At 53.1% G+C, this 22,270-nt stretch carries 21 protein-coding genes; 15 read left to right on the plus strand and 6 right to left on the minus strand.

Annotated features, from left to right (window positions below):
* Positions 1 to 107 precede the first annotated feature (107 nt).
* From ACJJJA_RS01355 to znuC, 3 genes are all read right to left on the minus strand, one after another.
* Positions 108 to 2,699 (minus strand): TonB-dependent receptor, encoded by a 2,592-nt coding sequence (locus tag ACJJJA_RS01355; RefSeq protein WP_444903535.1) that lies wholly within the window; start codon positions 2,697 to 2,699, stop codon positions 108 to 110.
* A 231-nt stretch (positions 2,700 to 2,930) separates the two neighbouring features.
* Positions 2,931 to 3,740, minus strand: coding sequence for a zinc ABC transporter permease subunit ZnuB (znuB, locus tag ACJJJA_RS01360; RefSeq protein ID WP_444903536.1), 810 nt, complete (start codon positions 3,738 to 3,740; stop codon positions 2,931 to 2,933).
* Positions 3,741 to 4,526 carry a zinc ABC transporter ATP-binding protein ZnuC gene (znuC, locus tag ACJJJA_RS01365; protein WP_444905274.1) on the minus strand — a complete coding sequence of 262 codons (786 nt, stop codon included), beginning with the start codon at positions 4,524 to 4,526 and terminating at the stop codon, positions 3,741 to 3,743.
* Positions 4,527 to 4,661: 135 nt separating this feature from the next.
* Between znuC and ACJJJA_RS01370 the strand changes: the two genes are divergently transcribed.
* Positions 4,662 to 5,561, plus strand: coding sequence for a metal ABC transporter substrate-binding protein (locus ACJJJA_RS01370; RefSeq protein ID WP_444903537.1), 900 nt, complete (start codon positions 4,662 to 4,664; stop codon positions 5,559 to 5,561).
* A 98-nt stretch (positions 5,562 to 5,659) separates the two neighbouring features.
* On the opposite strand, the gene ACJJJA_RS01375 is transcribed toward ACJJJA_RS01370, so the two are convergent.
* The gene (locus ACJJJA_RS01375; protein WP_444891684.1) at positions 5,660 to 5,956 is read right to left on the minus strand and encodes a hypothetical protein; all 297 of its coding nucleotides are present in this window, start codon (positions 5,954 to 5,956) and stop codon (positions 5,660 to 5,662) included.
* A gap of 339 nt (positions 5,957 to 6,295) precedes the next feature.
* Between ACJJJA_RS01375 and polA the strand changes: the two genes are divergently transcribed.
* The 5 genes from polA to ACJJJA_RS01400 all read left to right on the plus strand — a co-directional run bounded on the left by polA (position 6,296) and on the right by ACJJJA_RS01400 (position 12,465).
* Positions 6,296 to 9,034 carry a DNA polymerase I gene (gene polA, locus ACJJJA_RS01380; RefSeq protein ID WP_444903538.1) on the plus strand — a complete coding sequence of 913 codons (2,739 nt, stop codon included), beginning with the start codon at positions 6,296 to 6,298 and terminating at the stop codon, positions 9,032 to 9,034.
* Between the two features lie 461 nt (positions 9,035 to 9,495).
* A complete protein-coding gene (locus tag ACJJJA_RS01385; protein ID WP_444883305.1) occupies positions 9,496 to 10,140 on the plus strand; it encodes a dienelactone hydrolase family protein in 645 nt (214 codons plus the stop codon).
* Entirely contained in the window at positions 10,137 to 11,105 is a 969-nt protein-coding gene (locus ACJJJA_RS01390; RefSeq protein ID WP_444903539.1) for a ribose-phosphate diphosphokinase, read from the plus strand. Before ACJJJA_RS01385 ends, ACJJJA_RS01390 begins: the two co-directional genes overlap by 4 nt.
* A gap of 693 nt (positions 11,106 to 11,798) precedes the next feature.
* On the plus strand, positions 11,799 to 12,257 hold the full coding sequence (locus ACJJJA_RS01395; protein ID WP_444899393.1) for a hypothetical protein: 459 nt from the start codon (positions 11,799 to 11,801) through the stop codon (positions 12,255 to 12,257).
* The gene (locus ACJJJA_RS01400; protein ID WP_444903540.1) at positions 12,229 to 12,465 is read left to right on the plus strand and encodes a hypothetical protein; all 237 of its coding nucleotides are present in this window, start codon (positions 12,229 to 12,231) and stop codon (positions 12,463 to 12,465) included. Before ACJJJA_RS01395 ends, ACJJJA_RS01400 begins: the two co-directional genes overlap by 29 nt.
* A gap of 133 nt (positions 12,466 to 12,598) precedes the next feature.
* On the opposite strand, the gene yihA is transcribed toward ACJJJA_RS01400, so the two are convergent.
* Entirely contained in the window at positions 12,599 to 13,267 is a 669-nt protein-coding gene (yihA, locus tag ACJJJA_RS01405; RefSeq protein ID WP_252084022.1) for a ribosome biogenesis GTP-binding protein YihA/YsxC, read from the minus strand.
* Positions 13,268 to 13,391: 124 nt separating this feature from the next.
* On the opposite strand from yihA, the gene ACJJJA_RS01410 reads away from it, so the two are divergent.
* The 9 genes from ACJJJA_RS01410 (at position 13,392) to ACJJJA_RS01450 (ending at position 21,467) form a co-directional block, all read left to right on the plus strand.
* Complete coding sequence (locus ACJJJA_RS01410) at positions 13,392 to 14,051, plus strand: c-type cytochrome (RefSeq protein ID WP_444883307.1); 660 nt, start codon at positions 13,392 to 13,394, stop codon at positions 14,049 to 14,051.
* 229 nt (positions 14,052 to 14,280) lie between these two features.
* On the plus strand, positions 14,281 to 14,967 hold the full coding sequence (locus ACJJJA_RS01415; protein WP_252084024.1) for a thiol:disulfide interchange protein DsbA/DsbL: 687 nt from the start codon (positions 14,281 to 14,283) through the stop codon (positions 14,965 to 14,967).
* Between the two features lie 112 nt (positions 14,968 to 15,079).
* Complete coding sequence (locus ACJJJA_RS01420) at positions 15,080 to 16,273, plus strand: c-type cytochrome (protein ID WP_444903541.1); 1,194 nt, start codon at positions 15,080 to 15,082, stop codon at positions 16,271 to 16,273.
* Positions 16,274 to 16,318: 45 nt separating this feature from the next.
* Positions 16,319 to 16,783: an ecotin family protein gene (locus ACJJJA_RS01425; RefSeq protein WP_444887656.1), complete on the plus strand. Its 465-nt coding sequence runs from the start codon at positions 16,319 to 16,321 to the stop codon at positions 16,781 to 16,783.
* 276 nt (positions 16,784 to 17,059) lie between these two features.
* Positions 17,060 to 17,545, plus strand: coding sequence for a hypothetical protein (locus ACJJJA_RS01430; protein ID WP_252084027.1), 486 nt, complete (start codon positions 17,060 to 17,062; stop codon positions 17,543 to 17,545).
* 76 nt (positions 17,546 to 17,621) lie between these two features.
* Positions 17,622 to 18,347: a hypothetical protein gene (locus ACJJJA_RS01435; protein WP_444903542.1), complete on the plus strand. Its 726-nt coding sequence runs from the start codon at positions 17,622 to 17,624 to the stop codon at positions 18,345 to 18,347.
* 186 nt (positions 18,348 to 18,533) lie between these two features.
* Positions 18,534 to 18,944 (plus strand): ACT domain-containing protein, encoded by a 411-nt coding sequence (locus ACJJJA_RS01440; RefSeq protein WP_444883311.1) that lies wholly within the window; start codon positions 18,534 to 18,536, stop codon positions 18,942 to 18,944.
* A gap of 10 nt (positions 18,945 to 18,954) precedes the next feature.
* A complete protein-coding gene (locus ACJJJA_RS01445; protein ID WP_444903543.1) occupies positions 18,955 to 19,698 on the plus strand; it encodes a hypothetical protein in 744 nt (247 codons plus the stop codon).
* Between the two features lie 149 nt (positions 19,699 to 19,847).
* Positions 19,848 to 21,467, plus strand: a complete 1,620-nt coding sequence (locus ACJJJA_RS01450; protein ID WP_444903544.1) for a M28 family metallopeptidase — start codon at positions 19,848 to 19,850, stop codon at positions 21,465 to 21,467.
* Positions 21,468 to 21,535: 68 nt separating this feature from the next.
* Here ACJJJA_RS01450 and ACJJJA_RS01455 read toward each other — a convergent pair whose 3' ends face one another.
* Positions 21,536 to 22,243 carry a 4'-phosphopantetheinyl transferase family protein gene (locus ACJJJA_RS01455; RefSeq protein WP_444903545.1) on the minus strand — a complete coding sequence of 236 codons (708 nt, stop codon included), beginning with the start codon at positions 22,241 to 22,243 and terminating at the stop codon, positions 21,536 to 21,538.
* Positions 22,244 to 22,270 lie beyond the last annotated feature (27 nt).

A 22,270-nucleotide genomic window follows, 5' to 3' on the forward strand; every position in this document is an offset into this window, starting at 1 on the left:
GTTGGAGATCGATCGAAGAAGAATAAGTCTATTAAATAATTTCGGAAAATCTATAAGATAAAAAGGGAAGCCGATGGCTTCCCTTTTTGTTTGTGAAAGCCCTTTGATTAGAAGCTATAAGTCATTTTTCCGTAGATAAAGCGTCCGCGTGGGTCATGCTGAGATTGTACATAGCCATAAAGATCATCTTCTCCATCACCAATTGCGAAGGGTGGTTCTTCATCAAAGAGGTTTTCTGCCCCTAGGCTGACCACCATATTATTAAATCCGGTATATCTGGCTTGGAAATTTATTGTCATGAAGGAATCTACGGTACGATCCGTACGGGAGGCGCCAACGTCAGGGATATCCTCAAACTCACCGATGTAATTAACTCCTGCGGTTAGGCCAAAGTTATTGAGAGCCCAGTCAGCAGTTGCCATCCATCGATGTTGTGGGTATTCATACTCTCCAGCTAAGTCCTCTGTAATTGGGTCCTCTGTAGAACCCAGGCCAACACGTTCAAATTCAGCAAGATAGGAATAATCTAAACGCAGGCCAAGTTCCCCACCAGCCAGGGCTAATCCACTATACACAGCGGTAAAATCAATGCCAGAGACATCTTGCTCCCCAATATTCAGATAGCTACCGTAGATATCCTGAATTGGGCCTAAAGTATCGCCTGGTTTCAGAGGATCTGCACGGACACAGATGACACTGTCCTGACTACCACAGTATTTGTCATAAAGATATTGAGCTGGTTCTGCCTCAATCTTATTTTCCTGAATGATATTCCAGTAGTCTAAAGATAATTTCAGACCATCCATTGGTTCAAGAACTGCGCCGATATTGAATGATTCGGATTCTTCTGGCTCCAAGTCGGTATTGCCCGTGAAAACAACGGTATAGTCGGTCCTTGCACAGAAGGCATCATTCACTGCACAACCGTAACTATCTTCAATAAATAATGATTTTTGTGATGGTCCCAATCCTACTTGAGCTAAGGATGGGGCGCGGAACCCTGTACCCCAAGAGGCGCGTAGAGAAAGCATTTCATTTGCGTTCCACAGCAAACTGGCCATAGGGTTTGTGGTATCGCCGAAATCACTGTAGTCGTCGTAGCGTCCAGCCAAGCTCAGTTCGAAGTTGGCGGGCAGGGGAATTGCAAACTCGATAAAGGCAGAGGTGATATCACGACTAGCTTTGGCAAAAACAGATTCAGTACCAAAAATTAAACCACGCTGGAATTGGTCATCGGGGATATCGGATATCTTTTCCTCGCGGTATTCAAGCCCAGTAGCCATGGCAATGGTGCCGTTCTGGGTTTGAAATAAATCACCACTGATTGAAAAGTCGTAACCAGTGAAATCAGACTTGCCTTGTCGAACCAGATTGGTGGTTATCGCATCAATTACTGAATCGGGATTCTGAACTCCACCAAAAGGATTGTATCGCCCTGCATTGATTTCCTGCTGGAGTAAGTCAGTGCGAACCCAGCCTTGGGAGCGGTCACCTGTTTGGGTCGATTCGCTGCGAGAGCGCTGAACTGAGGCCTCCCAATCCCACTCAGCAATACTGCCGCGCAGACCGAAGACACCACGTAGGTTATCGGTCTCAATATCCCATTGCCGTGCGCCGGCATCTACAGTGCGGTAGCGGTAGATTTTTACATCTTCACCGAAGGGATTGTTGGGGTGGTCTGCAAGTACATAGAGATTAGCCTTGTCGTCCAAAGGTGTTGGCGCACCCTGGGCTACGGAAGTGTTGTGCTGCACAGCAATTTCGCTAAAGAATTCAACGCTCTCAGTCAACTGGGAATGGCCAAGCATCAATAGACCGGTACGCTCCGATTCTGGAGTGAGCAGGTTCCAGGGGCCATAGTTGTATACGCAGACACCTTCGGAAACGCGATCCTGCGGGCAGTTTGGATCGGCAACAGTGGTTCCATCACTTAAGGTAAAGCTACCTGGGTAGCCACGGGATGATCGGTTGTCTGCGCCTCCGCGACTTTTTAAATTAGGGTTGTCTAAACCACGCTCAGAGCTGGTAAGACGGGTGTTTGCACTGTGATCCAAAATTACAGTGAAGTTGGAGCTTTCCCCATTGATGCCCCAAACAGCTGAAAAGGACCGTTGGGAGTAATCTTCCGCACTGCCGTAATCCATTGAGACTTCTGTGCCCTCAAAGTCCTTACGCAATACCAAGTTAACAACCCCTGCTACTGCATCGGAGCCATAGATAGCCGAAGCACCGTCTTTCAGAATTTCCACTCTTTCAACCGCTGCCAGGGGAATGCTGTTGATATCGACGAAGTTCGTGCTGATACTTTCAGCGAAAGAGCTGATAGCAACACGCTTACCATTAACCAGTACGAGCGTGGCATCAGCCCCCATACCACGCAAACTCACCGCAGCAGCACCGTTGGCGGTGGAATCCTGGTTGTTGCCGCGGGTGGAGAAAGTGCCGTTACCGGCGGCGGGGTTTTTCTCAAACAGTTGCTGTAGGTTGGTATAACCGGATTTCTCGATGCTTTCGCGGTCCATTACCTGGATCGGGGTAGCATTTTCAAATTCAGAGTTGCGGCTGATTCGGGAGCCGACAACGGTGACCTCTTCAATAGCACCTTCCTCGGCGGCGAAGAGAGCCTGTGGAGTTATTGAAGCGGCCGCGGCCAAAATGGCAGAGGCCAACACATTGCGACGGAGAGTGAATTTTTCCATGTTTATTGCTCAACTTTTTTATTGTCATAGTCCATGACTGGCCCAAATTGGCTGGTCGTCGAGCAACACTAGCAATGGCGGAAAACTGAAACAATTAGCTCAGAGCTGGGCAAAGACCCTGTGGATAAATGGGTGAAGTGGGTCGCTTTTTTTGGATGAAATAAACGCCAAAGCTACTAAAGGCAGTGTATTAGAAGCTGTGGCAGAGCTTAAAGACTGTTAGAAGGAACGCTAGTAATTTTGAAGTGGACGAAGTTGGCTACAAAGAAAAAACACAGTCGCTGCCAGGACAATAGAGGGCCCGGCTGGCGTGTCCCATAAAATAGAGGCGAGCAAGCCGAGCACTACGGCGAGGCAGCCGATCAGGGATGCCAGCAGCGCCATTTGCTCTGGAGTGCGGGAGAGCCTGCGTGCTGCAGCAGCGGGAATAATCAGCAAGGCGGTGATCAGCAACACACCAACCACTTTCATGGCAATGGCAATTAGCAGGGCTAGCATCAGCATTAGCGCCATGCGTATTCTCTCTACCGGTACACCTTCCACCGAGGCCAGCTCCTCGTGCAGAGTGAAGGCTAATAATTTTTCCCATAGCCAATAAAGCAGAGTGAGGATGCCCACGGCAGTAACAGACATCAGCACCAGATCTTGGCTGCCTACGGCGAGTAAGTCGCCGAGTAACAGGGAGAGTAGGTCCACCTTAATTTCGAACAGGCTGACAGTCACGATTCCGAGAGCGAGCATCGAGTGGGAGAGAATCCCCAATAGAGTATCCACGGCTAACTTCTGTCTGCGCTGCAGGTACACCAGTAGAATTGCCAGCAAACAGCAGGTTGCGCCAACGGCGAGGGTGGGCATGATGTGTAGTACAAAGCCGAGGGTGACACCGAGCAAGGCTGAGTGAGCCAGCGTGTCACCGAAGTAAGCCATGCGCCGCCAGACGGCAAAACAGCCCAGTGGGCCGCTAACTAATGCGACTAGCAGACCGGCACCCAGGGCGTACCAGAGAAATTGGCTGTGCAGTAATTCTCCAAATTCGACCACTTATTGTTGCTCTCTATTTTTGCCGTTCGACTTTGTACCAGAGTGGTTGCACTCTCCGGCAATATCGCCACTCAGTTTGTGCTGATGGTTATGCTGGTGGGTATAGGGAGCCACGGTATCGCCAAAGAGCGCCAGGTAGGCGGGATCTTTGCTCACCTGTTCCGGGTGTCCGTGACAGCAGATGTGTTGATTGAGACACAGCACCCTGTCGGTGGCGGCCATCACCAGATGTAAATCGTGCGACACCAGCAGCACTCCGCAGCCCAGCTCATCGCGAAGGGTGGCTATCAATTGATACAGCTCACTCTGCCCACCAACATCGACGCCCTGGGTGGGCTCATCCAGTACCAGTAATTGCGGTTTGCGGGAGGCGGCGCGAGCGAGTAGTACTCTCTGCATCTCCCCGCCAGAGAGGTTTGCCAGGCTGGCTTGTAACAGCTGCCCGGCACCCACCCTATCCAGTGCAGCCTGTGCTTGAGTAGTCTTTATTCCCGGCTGGCCCATTTGTAGGAAGCGCTGCACGGACATGGGCATCGAGTTGTCTATGTGTAAGCGCTGGGGCATATAACCGATTCGCAAGCCCGGTTGGCGCCAGACGGTGCCACTTGTAGGCTTGGTCAGCCCCAGTAATAGTCGCAGCAGGCTGGTCTTGCCGGCGCCATTGGGGCCGATCAGGGTGACAATTTCCCCCTGAATCAACTCCACGGAGATATCCCGGAGTAATTGCCGGCCGGCGAGTTGTAGCGCGACACGGTCGGCGGTAATTAGCGGCGGGGAAGGGTTCAGGACAAAATCTCCGGGACGGGCGTGAAAAACCGTATGTTTGTGGCCTCCAAGCGAGGACTCAAAAGGAGAGTCTGTCACCAGTCGGGCTGGCGGCACGAAGCCGGTTGTGATTATATCTCAGTTTTGCGTCGCCAAATGTCTCTCATGTCTCCCTCTTCGCGTGTTTTCTACTTTTCCGCCCTGATGTTGTTCTGCCTCAGCCTGCTGGCCTGTGGTAAATCGCAGCCCATTGAGCGCACAGAGCTGGTGGTGAGCGTGCGCCCGCTGGCACTGATCGCACGGGAAATTGCCGGTGATAACCTGCCGGTGAAAATATTAATCCAGGGGGCCGACCCCCACCATTACGCCCCCAGTGTTGCGGAGCGGGCACGTCTGGAGCGCGCCTTATTAATGATTTGGTTGGGGCCGCAGATGGAGGGGCTGCTGGCCGGGCAGGTGAATTCGCTACCCGAAGAAAGGCAATTGCAGTTATTGGGCGCAACTGAATTTGAGTACCAGGGGGCCAATGCAGCCGATCCCCACCTGTGGCTGCGTCCGCGCAATGCGGCATTGGCTGGGGCCCTGATCGCTGAGCGCCTGGCACAATTGCAGCCGCAACAGGCTGAGCTGTATCGCAGTCGCGCCCGCGACTTTTCCCAATCTATGGCCAGCCTTCAGAAAGTGCTGGACCGGGCCCTGTGGGCCTACCGCGATGTACCCATAGTGGTGACCCATGATGCTTATGGACATTTCTTTGGCTCCGCTGGGGTGAATACCCGTGCTCTAAGCAATGGCAGCGGTGGTGGTCGCGGTGCACGCGCCATGTTAGGCCTCAGTGGGATGGGGCGAGGTTGCCTGTTTGGAGAAGTCCCAGAAAATACTCGGGACCGGCAAGTGGCAGAGCATTTGGGGTTGGAATATGTCGCTCTGGACCCCCTCGGCGAACAGCTGGGGCCCGATGCCAGCTATCGCGACTTGATCGAGTCACTGTTGGCACAGGCGCGCAGCTGTCTTAGTGAGATACCTGACAGCGGTGTAGATGAAGCAGAGGAGTAAACTGGGCCCCAGGTAATGTGATGTCGACTTGGGAAAAAAAGATGGCCCGACAGTAGAGACGCGGGCCATACCTTGTAACCATACCTTATTAGAGCCGCTTAACCGGCATTACCGGATTTATTTTTGAACTGCAGAAGTTTTTCTGCGCGCGCTGAATCTCGCTCGGCCTTGCGCTGCATCTTTTCCAGTTGACGCATCTGGCGTTGAAATAACGCTTCACTCTGTTCCCTGGTGGCTTCTTCCAGCATCAGCTCGTGACTTGGTATCTGTGGATAATCTGCTGTAGCGGAGACCGTTTGCTGGGACTTTTCCGTTTGGCAGGCAGATACCGCGGCTACTGGCGTTGCTAGAAATGAGGCGGTAAATAGCAGTGCGGCGTACATCACTCCTCTCATAATAAGAATCCTTCCTGTACATCTGTGGGTAACTTTTTTGCGGAAATAAAAGGCCCCGTGCCGCCTGTGGGCGGCCATTGGCATTTGTTTCCGGGGAGTTGGCGATTAATGAAAGTCGCTACCGGCAAGACTAGACAAGCCTGAGCATTTGGTGAGATTGCTGCGTCGATTGTTAGTAACCCAGCGTCGAGATGAGTTGGCTTTGCCGCAGGGGCTGTGGTGGCGGTAAATGTTCTGCCTGGCGCTAGCGAGCGGAAAAACTGTGCAAAGGGGGGTATCCTATCGGCCAATCCAGCGCCGCGAGCGCCCGACAGGACAAATAACAGAATCCCGAGATTTATGAGTAAACAAAGCACCCCTGCCGCCCCGCTGATCCTGGTGGATGGCTCCTCCTATCTGTACCGCGCCTTTCACGCTCTTCCGCCGTTGACCACCAGCCAGGGCAAACCCACCGGCGCCGTGCGTGGTGTGATCAGCATGCTGCGCCGCCACTTGAAGGAGCATCCGCAAAGCCCAGTGGTAGTGGTGTTTGATGCGAAGGGAAAAACCTTCCGCGATGAGATGTTTGCCGAATACAAGTCCCATCGCCCTCCCATGCCGGACGACCTGCGCGAGCAAATTCAGCCGATCCACGACATTATCGATGCCATGGGGCTACCGCGCCTGGTGGTAGATGGGGTCGAGGCGGACGATGTGATCGGCACCCTGGCCCTGGAAGCCCAGCGTAAGGGCCAGGAAGTGATTATCTCCACCGGTGATAAAGACATGGCGCAATTGGTGCGCCCCGGTGTCACTCTGGTCAATACCATGTCCAACACGGAGATGGATAGCGAAGGGGTTGTGAAGAAGTTCGGCGTGGGGCCGGAGTTGATTATCGACTTCCTCGCCTTGATGGGGGATAAATCCGACAATATTCCCGGTGTCCCCGGAGTGGGGGAAAAGACGGCGCTGGCGTTGCTGCAAAATCTCGGCAGCCTCGAAAATATCTACGCAGACCTGGACGCCATTGCACCGCTGGGATTCCGCGGCGCCAAGACCCTCGGTAAGAAAATGGCCGAACACCGCGAGGCGGCAGAACTCTCCTACAAACTGGCCACCATCAAGACCGATGTAGAGATGCCTTATCACCCACAGGGTCTGCATAATGCGGATCCCAATACCGATGCCTTGATAGAGCTGTTCACTGAGAATGAATTTCGCGGCTGGCTGGAAGAGCTGACCAGTGAAGAGTCTGAAGAGGCCATGGCTGAGGCGGTTGAGCGGGATTATGTCATCGTTACCGAGATGACTGAATTCGACGCCTGGCTTGAACAGCTCAAGGCATCTGAGATCTTTGCTTTCGATACCGAGACCACCAGCCTTAACTATATGCAGGCAAAACTAGTGGGGGTGTCTTTCGCAGTCGAGCCCTATCGAGCCGCTTATGTGCCTCTGGCCCACGACTATATGGGCGCACCTGAGCAACTGCCCTTCGATGAGATTCTCGCCAAGCTGAAACCTCTGTTGGAAGACGAAAAACAGAAAAAGGTGGGGCAAAATCTTAAATACGACAGTCATATCCTGGCCAACTACGGCATTGAGCTGCGTGGTATCGCACGGGATACGATGTTGGAATCCTATGTACTGGACAGCACCGGCAGCCGCCACGATATGGACAGCCTGGCACTAAAATACCTGGGCGAGCACACGGTTCATTTTGAGGATATTGCCGGTAAAGGCGCCAAACAGCTTACCTTCAACCAGATCGAGCTGGATAAAGCCGGTCCCTATGCTGCTGAAGATGCGGATATCACTTTGCGTCTGCACAATGAGTTGAGCGCACGCCTGCAGAGGGAGCCGACGCTGCAAAAGGTACTCGATGAAATCGAGATGCCATTGCTACCGGTGCTCGCACTTATGGAGCGCAACGGCGCCTATATCGATGCGAAAATGCTCGCCGAGCAGAGTGCCGAACTCGAGCAGAAGATGCGCGCGTTGGAGCAAAAGGCTTACGAGGTGGCCGGTGAGGAATTCAACCTGGGTTCCACCAAACAGCTGGGAGTCATTCTGTTTGAGAAATTGCAGATCCCGGTGATCAAGAAAACCCCCAAGGGGGCGCCATCCACTGCCGAAGCGGTACTGCAGGAACTGGCCCACAATCACGAGCTGCCAGCGCTGATCATGCAGTATCGCGGTCTGGCCAAATTGAAGAATACCTATACCGACAAGCTGCCGAAAATGATCGACCCCAGCAGCGGGCGGGTGCATACCTCTTACCACCAGGCGGTGGCGGCCACCGGTCGACTGTCCTCCAGTGACCCCAACTTACAGAACATTCCCATCCGCACTGAGGAAGGGCGTCGTATCCGCCGTGCCTTTACTGCGGACCCGCGCATTAATGGCGGTAGTGAAATTATTGCAGCGGACTATTCACAAATTGAGCTGCGCATCATGGCGCACCTGTCTGGGGACAAGGGTTTAGTGGATGCCTTCGCCCACGGAGCCGACATTCACCGCGCCACTGCTGCAGAGGTCTTTGAGGTGGCGCTGGATGAAGTCAGTGATGAACAGCGCCGCCGTGCCAAAGCCATCAACTTTGGCCTGATCTACGGTATGTCAGCATTTGGCTTGGCCAAGCAATTGGATATCCCACGCGCCGATGCGCAGACTTATATCGACCGCTATTTCGAACGCTATCCCGGTGTGTTGCGCTATATGGAGGATACCCGCAAGCAGGCGGCGGAAAAGGGCTACGTAGAGACCCTGTTTGGTCGCCGCTTGTATCTGCCGGAGATCAACTCGCGCAACGGCATGCAACGCCAGGCGGCCGAGCGTACTGCGATCAACGCGCCAATGCAGGGCACCGCCGCAGATATTATCAAGCGCGCCATGATAGCCGTGGATGCCTGGCTGAAAGAGCAGCAGTTGTCGACAAAACTGATTATGCAGGTACACGATGAACTGGTACTCGAAGTGCCTAAGGATGAGGTTGAGACAGTGGCCAGTGGTGTACAGGAGATTATGCAGGGCGCTGCCCAATTGCATGTGCCTCTGATTGTGGATCTGGGACGCGGCAAGAGCTGGGATGAAGCGCATTGAGTTTCTCAATTTAAGCGACTGGTTCATCCATTAAGTAAAAGAGCCAGTTCAATGAGATACGCCGGTACAAGATGGCTTAATAGGCGTCTTTTTGATGAAAAAAGTGCCAATAAGTGTGTTTTAGTCGGCGTTTTTGCATTCTTTGCGCGAAATCGTGGAACTGTTCCGGCGACATCCCCTCTAAAAAGGCAAGATCGTTGGAATGCGTCATCATCCCCCAAGGAAGTCAGATGTTTGCCCCGGAACTCCCCCAAGTCCGGGGCATTTTTTTTGCCTTCAAATTAAACCCTTCTACAGCTCTCGCTTTTTCATGGATTAAGCGACACAAGTAATTCCCGTAGGCCCGCTGGCGTTCATCTGGTCTAGTCTGAGCACTACAAAGATTTCATTCGTTTGCCACAACGTCTGGGCGGCTAGGATTATTAACTGCCCCTGTCCCCTGGTTACCGAGAGGGCCATCAATGCAGAACAAAACTATAGCGTTGGCTGCCGAGCACAAAACTCTACAGGCTTCTCTCACGCTGCCCCAGGAAGCGCGTGCGCTGGTGATCTTTGCCCATGGCAGCGGTAGTAACCGCAACAGTCCGCGCAATATCGCCGTGGCGCGACGTCTGAACGATGATGGATTTGCCACACTTTTATTTGATCTGCTCAGCAAAGAGGAAACCCGTGCAGATGAGGCTACCAGCGAATACCGATTTGATATCGACCTGAGTGCCCGGCGCCTGGTGGAAGTGATCGATTGGGCCGCACATGGGGAAACTACACGGACTCTGCACATCGGACTATTCGGCGCCAGCACTGGGGCTGCGGCAGCGTTGATTGCCGCCGCCGAGCGTCCGTCCCTGGTGGGTGCGGTGGTTTCACGGGGCGGCAGACCGGACCTGGCCGGTTCCGATCTACCCCTGGTTAAGGCACCCACGCTGTTGTTGGTAGGCGGTGATGACAAGCAGGTGCTGGAATTGAATAAAGAGGCCCTAAATCATATGGTCAATGAGCCCCGCTTGCACTTGATACCCCACGCCGGTCATTTATTTGAGGAACCCGGTGCCATGGATGAAGTAGTGCGCATGACCGAGCGCTGGTTTCGTGCGAGTTTACTATGAGTAGACTGAAACTATTTAGCCTGGATGCCGGCGCCGATTTTGCTGGTCGTGTGGCTGCAGCCCTGGGTGAACCATTAGCTCGCCACGAAGAGCGATGCTTTGCCGATGGTGAGCATAAAGTGCGCCCATTGGATGATGTCGAGGGGGCGGATGTCTTCCTGGTGCAATCCCTATACAGGGACCATTGCAGTAGTGTCGATGAAAAACTGCTGCGTTGTTTGTTCTTCATTGGCGCCCTGCGCGATGCCGGGGCGGCACGTATTACCGCAGTAATGCCCTACCTTTGCTACGGACGCAAAGACCGGCGCACCAAATTACACGATCCACTGCCGACTCGCTATCTGGCCAGTTTGTTTGAGGCCGTGGGGACTCAGGTGGTCGTGACTCTTGATGCCCATAACCTGGCTGCGTTCGAGAATGCTTTTCGCTGCCGCACCTTACATTTGCTGTCGGAATCGCTGTTACTGGAGTTTGCGCTGAGTCAGCTGTTGGCGGAGCCGCGACCACTATCGGTTTTATCGCCGGATGAGGGCGGTATAAAGCGCGCGGAGGCCTTGCGCGAGGCCCTGTGTGAGCGTCTGGGGCGCCCAGTAGGTTGCGCTTTCGTCGAGAAGTATCGCAGTGGAGAAAAAATCAGCGGGGGCACCTTGGTGGGGGAAGTGCAGGGGGCGGTCGTGTTGGTTGTGGATGATCTTATCGCCAGTGGGGCAACGCTCTGTCGGGCGGTGGAAGCTGCCCATGGAGGCGGGGCGGAGCGTATCCTGGCACTGGCCAGCCACGGCCAATTTAGTGGTGATGCTTTCTCAAACTTGTCACAACTACCCCTGGAGGCGGTGGCAGTGACCAACTCCTTACCCCAGTTAAATTTGCCACAGAGTTTCCATCTGCTCGACTGCGCCCCATTGATGGCGGAAGCGATTCGGCGCCTGCATGATTGTGGTCCGGTGAGTGAGCTTACACTTTAATTTTTTCAGCAAATTTGTCTTATCGACAAAGTAACTCTCAGCTTCACACCTGTCTTACTCAATGTTGGCGCATAAATACTCTTCTGAAATCCGTTCCATCCCTATCACGCGTTATTTTTTCCGCCCCTGAGCCGCATTTACATTTATTTACTTAAGCAATGGGAACAAACCGGGCAAATGTCCTATCGAATAAAACAGATCATTGTTGCTCCCTAACCCCAAAGCGTTCAGCTTTTTAACCCCGGAATTCCCCAAACCCGGGGTTTTTTTTGTCTGCGCGCAGGAGGATTTGTTTTCCGCCTCTCTGGACCTTTCTTATTAGCCGCTGATTTATTGGTGTCTTTGGAACCTATTTCCGGAAATTAGTGATTAAAGGGCATAGTATTCGCGCACCTCTGATCGTGGTGTTTACTGGCTGGGAAACGAATCTGAGCCAGCCTAACCTTTCAATATGTAAGGTGTTTGCATATGTAGAGGAACCCTCAGACGTACCCGTCCCCCTGGGTACGTCTGGCAAGTGCCCCACCCCAAGGGCACTGACCCCTAGCCGGCAGCCCCCATCTGCCGGCTTTTTTTATGCCTTGTTCTCAATACCTCCCCAAAAGTCTTTTCATTTGTCTCTTTCAGTTAAATGCACTTGCAAATGATAATGTTTCTCATTATCTTTAATTTGAACCTAACAGGGGGGCTACCGTGAATTTACGTTACCTATGTGCTAATCACCGCCAGTGGCTGATTGAGAATAACGATCGTGCGGAACAGGCGTGGTTGGATTGGATGGAGCGCGGCAGGATGCTGTGCGAAGAGGGAAATCATAGTGAGGCGATTCCCTATCTGGGTTGCGCGTTTGATGTGGCGGGAATGCTGCTCACAAGCGAGTGGCCCAGCTATGCCATATCTGCAACACGTTTTAGTGAATGTGCCGCTCAATTAATGGCGGCTTACCGGAAGCAGGGAGATGAAAAACACCACCACTACCTCCTTGTTGGAGCCAGTTCTGTTCTCGCCCGCCAACTGGGAGATCGCGATAAACAGCGGCTTGCCGCTGACTGCATCAGCGCACTCTATACGGATGGGGACGACGAGCCGGCACCCTTACTTGCCGGGGGAAAGCTCGTATCCCATGGCGGGGCGAACCTGCAGTTGCACTAAAGGGGAGGCGGCAGCAGAGGCCGAAAAATCCTCGCATCTGCTCACCGTTGCTATTTGCGAGGATACCCTGGTGAATCTGTTAGCACAGCGTGCCCTTTGCGCAGAGGCGCTGCACTGTGCGACCCCCCAAGCGCGACGTCGTCTGCGCGAGTTACTACTGCGTTCGCTGTTGCCCGGGGGAGAGAACATTTCGCCGGGCGGGAACTGACAGGGTGATCTCGGAGCCCCCGACCTCCTTGAACATCGCTTTGGCTTGCAGACCGGTGGCTTTGGCCTAGATGTTCACTGAGCAGAAACGCGTGCCAAGGCGTAACTGGATCCCGTCTCCCCCAGAGTTTGCTTTAGCTTTCAGTCTCGGTTGGCACTTCAGCATCGGTCTGGGGCGCCAGCCAGGTGTTTAGCTTGCGCTCCAGCTTGTCGAGGCCGGTTTTTTTCAGTGAAGAAAAGGTCTGTAGGGTTACGCCGCGACTCAACCCCTGCTCCTTGAGGGATTTCTCCACGGCGAATAGGGCGTTGTTGGCCGGGCCATTTTTCATTTTATCGGCCTTGGTAAGCAGGATATGCACGGGCAGTCCGGCCTCTACCGCCCAGGTGAGCATATGCAGATCGAACTCCTTGAGAGGCTGGCGTATGTCCATTAATAACACCAGGCCGCGCAGGCAGGTGCGCTGCTCCAGGTACTCGGCCAGATGGCGCTGCCACTCGTCTTTCATAGCACGGGCTACCTTGGCGTAGCCATAGCCCGGTAAGTCTACTAGGCGCTGGTCTTCTGACAGGCTGAAAAAGTTGATCAGCTGGGTGCGCCCGGGGGTTTTAGAGGTGCGCGCCAGCTTGTTGTTGCTGGTCAGGGCATTGATGGCGCTGGACTTGCCCGCATTGGAGCGGCCGGCAAAGGCCACCTCGGCGCCAATGTCTTCAGGACACTGTGCCAGAGTAGGGGCGCTGGTGAGAAATCGTATGGAACGATAGTTCAGTTTCTGTGGTTGGGCTTCAAATTTGTTAATTGGCATCGTTTAAGTCTGCTGATTCAGTACACTCGCTTGGCGCGCAAGTATATAATGCCGCGGTTTTCGCGTCGCAGGACTATCGGGGGCGACACGAAACGCCATATTTCAGCGCGCAACGGGACGACGTATGAACAGCATTATCAAGAACACTGCTCTGGCACTCGGTTTGGTTTTCGGCTTGGGGGCCGTACCTTTTGCAATGGCTTCTGGCGATGCTGCTGCGGGCAAGGCTAAGGCCGCCCAGTGCGCCGCCTGTCACGGTGCTGATGGCAACAGCCTGTCACCGGCTTTCCCCAAAATCGCTGGCCTCGGTGAAAAGTACCTCTATAAGCAGCTCCAAGACATCCAGAGCAAAACTCGCGACATACCGCAGATGATCGGTCAGCTGGATAACTTTAACGACCAAGACCTACAGGATATCGCCGCCTACTTCGCCTCCCAGCCAATGCAGCTGACTGGCTCAACAGCCTTCCCGGTGATGCTTAATAGCGGCGACAGTGTCGATAGCCTAATCCTTGGCCGCAAGCTGTTCCGCGCAGGCAATAAAGAAACTGGCGTACCGGCTTGCATGGGCTGTCACTCTCCCACCGGTCAGGGCAATGCCCCGGCGGGCTATCCGCGCCTGTCCGGTCAGTATCCGGAGTATATTGAAGCGCAGCTGAAAGCCTTCCGTGCGGGTACTCGTGCCAATGATGGTGAGATCCGCACCATGCGCACCGTTGCCAAGCAGCTCTCCGATGCAGAGATCAAGGCGGTTGCCAACTATATCGCTGGTCTGACCGACTAAAAGGGTTAGCCACAGTAACGAGAGGCCGGTCACACACCGGCCTTTTTTGTGCCCGACGCTCGCTCAAGTGGGCGGGAATTGGGTAAAGTATTGCCACTTTTGCGACCTTTCCTTGCGCCTGGCGCTGGGAACTTAAATAATCTGCGCTGTCTATTGTGTCCTCAGTGGCCCGACAGTATGCCGCCAAATCAGGCGCTCGAACCACGAATGTACAAGCTGGAGAAGACTTATGAGAGCAGTTCTCGCCCCTATAACGATGGTTTTGGCTGTGTTGTTCAGCCTAGTCGCCTGCGCCCAAGAAGGCGGTGAATTCAAGGCGGGCCAACACTACCAAGTGCTGCCACAGGCGGTAGCGCAAAAAAACGCCAATAAAATCGAAGTGACCGAGATGTTCTGGTATGGCTGCGCCCACTGCTTTCATTTCGAACCGACCCTGGAGCGCTGGAAAGAAAAAATGCCCAGTGATGTCTCCTTGGTGAAGCTGCCGGCTATTTGGCAGCCCGTGATGGATGTTCACGCCCGCTTGTTCTACGTGGCTGATGCCATGGGTGTTCTGGAAAAAATGCACACTCCGCTGTTCAATACCATTTACAACCAGCGCCAAATGCTGGCGATTCGTGAAGGTCGCAACTTTAAGCCCGACCTGGCTGCTATTGAAGCCTTATTTAACAAGCATGGCGCCGATGGTGCTAAAGCGGCCAAGCTGATGAACTCCTTCGCCATTAACAGCAAGGTCAAGCAGGGTGTTGCCAATCAGCGCGCCTATAAAATGACTGGTACACCTGAAGTGGTTGTGGCTGGTAAGTACCGTATCAGCTCCTCTCTGCCGGGTTACAAGGGCAAAAGCAATGGTCAGGAATTGATGCTGCAAGTAGCGGATTACTTGATCGCCAAGGAGCGCGCCGATCGAGGCTAATAGCCCATCTGAAAACAAACCCCGCCCAGTGCGGGGTTTTTTGTATCTAGGCGTTTGCCACAATTAACGACTACCACCCCTTTCGTTATCTGCCAGTAACAGGAAGTCATTTTTGCGAAATTCATGGACTTTACTACTCTTGCTGGCCCTCTCAGTTCAATCTCTTTGGGCGCAGCAGGTCGCGGAAAATGACAAGCTTGCCGCGCGCGCGAGCAACCTGCTTTCCTATATCGCTGTGGGTTACGGGGATGCCATCGATAAAGGCCAAATTATCGATATAGGTCTCTATCAACTCCAGCAAGACCATGCTGCCGAGGCGCTGGATCTGGTGCGGAAGTTGCCAGATAAACCGGGCCGTTCAGCCCTGGAAAACAGCATGGCAGGGTTACAGGCGGCTTTGAGCCGACGCGAGGATGCTGAAAAAGTGCGAAGGCGCGCCAATGAGATAGCCGACCGATTGGCGGCTCTCTATCAAATGCAGCGTTCACCAGCCCACTCACTGCCTTCAGCCAGCTTGGCTGCTCCCCTTTTCCAACAGCGCTGCGCCAGCTGCCACGGTAGATGGGGCCAGGGTGATGGAGCCCTGCCCGATCTACGCGATGCTAGGCGGATGGCGAGTTTCAGTCTTTATGACCTCTACAATACTCTCGACCCTAACGTGGATAGCGTGCATAGCGAGCGGGTTGATGGCGACTTAAATAGTCGCCAGCGCTGGGCTCTCGCGGTGACGGTGGCCGCTTTTGCCGTAAAAAATCAGCTGCCACCCTCCGCCGATCTTGCCGAGCGCTATCCAGCACTGATCAGTCTGCCGGGTATGGCGGTAACCCGACCGATTGAGTTGCCCACTGATGCCAGGAGTGCCTTATTGTGGTGGCGGGGCCACCCGCACCTGATCCGCTCCCTCGAACACCCCCTTACTCGCGCAGAGGGGTTACTAAGCCTGGCGGAAACCGCTTATCGAGGCGGTGACAATGCCGGTGCTTATCACAAATTGATGCTCGCCTATCGAGAGGGCTATATGCCGTTACAGCAATCCATTGAAATGAGCGACCGGGTTTTGTACAGCGAGTTACAAGCCCAATGGCAAACATTGCGCCGAGAAGTGCTCTCAAACGCGCCCAATACTGATGTGATCGCTTCAATTCAAAATTTAGGCACCTTGCTAGGAAGAGCCAGAGCACGCTTGGAACCAATGCCGGGGGGACACATCAGCTATTTATGGGCGGCATTGCTCTTTGCATTGGCACTGGCACTGGGGGTGTCACTTTGGTGGGGACTGCGCTGGAGAAAGCGGTCTAGACTTTAAAGGGTTTGTGCGCCAAATCAGCTGATCAGCCGTGAGGAAGTCGCCGTGGCAAGATCCTTATTCTCCGCTCTTATTCTCTGTTGTGTGGTGCCGCTTCAGGCGGCTGAACCGCTAGATGCCTTTCCTGCAGAAGTTGAGGGTAAGCGGCGCCATGTTATTGAGTTGCCCAAGGTGGTCGATGAGAGCCGCTTTATGGTTGAGTTAGTGCCAGGCAAGAATGCATTGGCCGATTGCAACCTGCGCAGTTATAGCGCGCCCTTACAGCGCCAGGTTCTACCGGGTTGGGGTTACCCCTATTATGTGCTGGCAGAACCAAAGCCCTCCAAAGGTACCAGTAAAGTTTGCGGGTCCGACTCCGAATCGCGCCGTTTTATCCGCGTGCGCGGTAACGGCCTGATACTGCCTTATTCAAGTAGCCAGCCCCTGGTGGTGTATTTGCCGGAGGGCGTCCAATTGAAATACCGTGTGTGGCGTGCGGATAAAAACCTGTCTGATGCTCACTCAAAATAATGATTGCTCGTAGCCCTATCTAACAGCCTTTCTAATTCCACTCCCCCATAGTGGCGCCTCAATAAATATTTTTAATGCTTCTAATGCCACTGTGGGATTTAGCGTCTAGCCTTACTAAGCAAGGGATGTGAAAAATAGCGCCTGTGCGATTTTTCACGCCGGTTTTTTTGGCCTGTGGCCGTAACCGGCCAGGAAAATTGGCGGTGACGCCAGCCGCCGTTTACAGCAACCCCTTTCCGCGGTTCTTACCGTGGAGCACTTACGGTAGAGCAGCGCATGAAGTATTTGCGTAATCCCCCTTCGAATTTTGTGTTTGTCTCCATACGACAGAGTTGTGCCATTGCCTTAATGCTGTTCCTGTTATTGCCCTCGATGGCAACGGCGGAATCAGCTCAACAAAGGTGGGCGGGCAACTGGTTGGTAGTGAGTGAAGGTGACGACCAACTGGTTTGGCAACTCAATGCCGATGGCTCCGGTTATGCATATGGCTTTAACTCCGGTGGCAGATTGACCCATGGCTTTGCCATTAACTGGCAACTGGATGGTGATCGTGTGCGGGTCCGCACCGGTGCTTCCGTTAGCTGTAAGGGCGGTGTGGTCTCGGTGGCGTTTCGTGGTTGGAGCCGCTCCACTCTGTTATTTGCCGTAATAGACGGGCGGCACTGGCTGCAGGCTGGCGGTGGGTTACTGAGTTTCCAGCGCCGATTGAGTGACTGGAGTACGCCTAAAGCGGGTAGTAACTGCCCCAACATTGCCAGCTGATTTTTGGGCCCGAGTAAGAAACAAAAACAGGAATTTTCCACTCAGGGAGGGGAGCGCCGAACATTGGAGTAGAGCTGTGATGCAAAAGTCCTTGGTTTTGACTCTGGTATTTTTGCTCACAGCATTTTCAGCTTTTGCCAAGGAGGAGCAGAAAAAAAAAGAAAAACAGAGTGAACAGACACAGCAGCGCAATGCAGGCTGGCACGCTCAATCCAAGCTGAATGCCAGCCAGTGGGTGGGTGCCTGGCTAATCTCCAGAGATGGGGAGGCCCGCCATGTATGGAGTCTCAAACCCGATGGTACTGGCCGCTCCTACGCTTTTCTCCCACATGACGGAAAAATGCAATTTGCTTTTGGTTACGATATCCACTGGTATTTTGATCCTTTCACCCAAATGGCCAATATAAAAACCGGTCGTAGAATCATTTGCCGCAGAGGAAAAATATATCCCTATTTTCTCACCTTGAAATCCTATGAGAGCGATTATTCAGTGCGAGGTAAATTTGCCTGGCAGACTACCTGGACGGAAGTGAGTATCGGTCGGGATCGCCTGCATAAATCTCTGATTGTTTTTGTTGCACCATTATCTGCCTGGCATGATCCTGGCAAGGGTGCTCCCTGTCCCGAGTTCCCTCGTGTGCGTCTGGAAAAAGCGATTGATAGAATGTTGCAACGCTGGGAAAAGAAAGATTCCCCCGATTTAGAGGTGAATACTGCACCAGCTCCGGGCGAGCCAGAGCTAGAAGGAGAGGAGCTGAAAAAAACCAATAAAAAGAGGGTGAAAACCCGTCAGCGAAATTAAAATAAAAAACCTCTGAGACAGTGGTGTTGTTATCCATTAATAGAACGTGATGATCAAGCAGGTCTTATGGCCATGTAGTTTTACCTGTGGGAAATGTTCCCTCTGGATAATTACACTAGGTGGTTTCTGACTGGTAACCATTCGCTGAGTATTTTCACAGCAGGTTTTTTCAACGGCAAACCGGATATGACTGCAGAAGTTTCCCTCGCAAATATCCTGAGAAATATGTGCCCAAAGTTACATGAGGAAACCTACGTGTTTTGCCAGGTGTCGGATGCTCGGCTCGAAGAAGTCTTGACTCAAAGCCTGTGTATCTTCCGCGAAGGCGAGGGGATGAGCGCGATCTTACCCAGATGCTTGGCACAGCAGTATGGGATTGCTTCCAGCGGGCCCTTCAGACAAATTACCCTGCAGGTCTTTTCCGGTCTCAGTGCGGTGGGCCTTACCGCTACAGTCGCCAGGGAGCTGGCTGATGCGGGCATAGTGGCGAATATGGTAAATGCCCTGCGTCACGATCATGTCTTTGTCCCTGAAGAGAGCGCGCAGCGAGCCTTACAGCTTTTACGCGGGCTCAGTAATCGGGTGTATTACACCTGAGCGCTTGCCAGTGCGTATTAATTACCCTGAACCCCAGCCCCACGGCGAGATTCGCCAACTACTACCAGACCTGTTCTTCGTCCCTGGGACCGTAAAACTGGCACCGGCGGTTACCATTAACCGCAACATGGCCATTGTGCGTTGGCAGGAAGAGCTGATACTGGTGAACCCGATACGCCTGCGCCCAGCGCAAGAAGAGAAGTTGCAGGATCTCGGCCGAATAGCTCATGCAGTGCGTCTTGGCTACCATCACGGCCAGGATGATCTTTATTACCGTGACCATTTTGATCTGACTTTTTGGCGGCAGACCGGTTCGAACTTTTATCCACCCAGTGCCGATAGATTGGTGAGGGATGGTGGAATTTGTCCAATACCCGGCAGTCGCTTCGTGGAACTGCGTTACAGCCGTTACCCAGAGGCATTCTGGTGGTTGCCCTTCAATGACGGCCTGTTGCTGGGCTGTGATGCTCTGCAGTATTGGGGGAAGTGGAGCGGTTGTAGCTGGTTTGGCCGAAATCTGCTGCGACTGTCCGGTATGCGCTCGGGGATGCAGGTACCGCCTGCCTGGCGAACACGGATGACTCCTGAAGGCCGGGACCAACGCTGTTGGCTGCAGGAGGATTTTGAGCGCCTGCTACAGCTGCCCTTCCTACACTTTCTGGCAGCCCATGGAGAGTTTTGTGCGGATCGGGCCCATGAGGAAGTGACCGCCGCAATAAGCCGAGCCTTTCCTGGTCTCTACAAGGCCGCCTGAATTCTATATATTAATCCTTTCAAGTAAGTGATCACTCACATTTTGGTGCTCTGCGCTAAGTCTGAACGTGGTAAGATTGCGCTCCTTTTTGGTGCGGTGTTGGTTCTGTCTGGCAGACCGCAAAGATTTATTCGAGAAGTAGTAATCCGATGAAAAGTAAAGTCCTGCTCAGCGGCCTGCTGTCGTTGCTGCTGGTGGCCTGTATGCCAGTTTCCACCAGCACAGCCCCAAGCGCGAATATCGACAATATCAGTCGGGATGTGAATTACCTGGCTTCTGCAGAGCTGGCGGGAAGAGACACAGGCAGCGAAGGCTACCTCAAGGCGGCGCAATATGTGGCCGCGCAGTTCCAATCCATGGGGCTCGCTCCGGCTGGTGAGCAGGGGTATTTTCAGGATGTACCTTTCCGTAGTGCCAGCTGGAATGGCACTGAGCCGACTTTTGTTTTAAAGGGGGGCAAAGGTGAGGTCGGCTTTGCCTTCGGGGAGGACTTTATCACCTCGCCTTCTGCGTCCAGTGAGCAGGCACGCTTGGAGGCCGAGCTGGTGTTTGTTGGCTACGGAATTGAAGCGCCGGACTATGGCCTAGATGATTATGCCGGATTGGATGTGAAGGGTAAGATTGCAGTGATACTGGGTGGTCGCCCGAAGAGTCTGCCCAGTGAAGTGGGGGCTCACTATGCATCAAGTCGCAACAAGGGTGAGACCGCTGCTCGTCATGGTGCGGTGGGTTATATCACCATTTATACCCCCGAGCGCGAGAAGCGCCGCCCCTTCGTGCGCTATGCGGAGCATCGTCACGATGAGACTTTCGACTGGGTAAACCGAAAAGGCGAGCCGGGCAGCGCTATCCCCGGTTTGTATCCTGGTGTATTGCTTGATATCGATGCGGCGAGCAAACTCTTCGACGGTGCCCAACAGAGCCTCGCAGCTATCTTCAGCATTATGGAAAAAGGTCAAAATCCCCGTGGATTTTCGCTGCCTTACCGTGCTGCCCTGAGTACAAGCTCTAGGCACGAGGAAGTGCGTAGCCCCAATGTTGTGGCCGTATTACCGGGTAGCGACCCGGTGCTTAAAAATGAATATGTGGTCTTCTCTGCACACCTGGACCATATCGGTAAAAAAGAAGATGGCCAGATTTATTACGGCGCTCAAGATAACGCTGCAGGAATCGCAGTAATGCTGGAAACCGCACGGTTGTTTGCGGAGTCTGGCCAAGCACCACGACGCTCTCTATTGTTTGTTGCGGTGACCGGGGAAGAGAAGGGATTACTCGGCTCGGACTACTTTGCCGAATACCCTACCGTACCTCTGCAGTCCATCGTGGCCAATATCAATCTGGATATGCCCATGCTGCTCTACCCATTCCGCGATATTATTGCCTTTGGTGCCGAGCATTCGTCCCTTGGCCAGATTGCGGAGCATGCGGCAAAACTCAGCGGTTTAAAATTGAGCCCTGATCCCATGCCTGAAGAAGTGATCTTTGTTCGTAGTGATCACTATAATTTCGTTCGCCGCGGTGTGCCCTCTATTTACCTAATTACTGGGCGCGAAGCTCAGGATCCGAATATTGATGGTACCGCTAAACAAGTGGCATTCCTGAAAGAGAGCTATCACAAACCCGGAGATGCGCCTGATGCTGGGGTGAGCTATGCAGCTGCTAAGCAATTTACCGAAGTTAATTATCTAATTGCCAGGGAAGTGGCGGATGCTGCGGATAAGCCTTCATGGTATGAGGGAGATTTCTTTGGGGACCTGTTTAGCCAGTAGTTAACGTACACTAGTGGTTATTGGAGATTCCCTCGATACCTGGCTAATTTGAGCAGGGAATCTCCAGGTCATGAAGCTTTCAGCCGAATTTCTCGAGTTGCAGGGCCTTTAAAACTATTGCGGTAAGTACCTATTACCTCTTTAGAAGTAAAATGGGGCCTAGGCCTAACTACGAGTGAAAGGTAGATATCTTCTTCAGGTTGCCCACTCCAACATCGGTATTCAGAATAGGGTTCAGGCCAATTTTCTTCTTGGCCGACCAGTGAAGAGACTTTAAGCAGCTTACCGAGTGGATCACCACTGCACTTGGCAAGCGCCTCCTTCATGGTCCAAGATTTTATAAACTCTCGCTTTAAGAGGGCTTTCGGTAAGCTTTGTAACCAGGACACCTCATAGGAGCTAAAGTAATTCTGGGCTATTGCCAGCCAATCTCTTTTGGGATGGTCTCTTTCACAGTCAATACCAACCGGAATTTTTCCAATGGAGACTGCAAGGTAGTCTGCCGTATGGCTGATCGAGAGGTTGACAATAGGGGTTCCTGAGAAATTGGCAACTGTAGGGTTCTTAGGGTCAACTTCCAGATCAGAAGGGTGGCATCCGAACCGTTCAGCAATAAGGGTTTTCGCGAGTAGGCGCCCGGCTAAAAATTGCATCCTCCGATTCGGGTTGCGAATGTTTTTTAAACGTAAATGTTCCGTGTCACTCAATAAGAAAGATGAGTTCGCCTGCCAATCCTCAGGCCAATTTTTGAATGAAGAGCAAGTAAAATAAAGCATAAAGTCTTATCTATCGATTCAGACTTA

The sequence above is a fragment of the Microbulbifer mixtoriginis (SeqCode) genome (assembly GCF_052466865.1).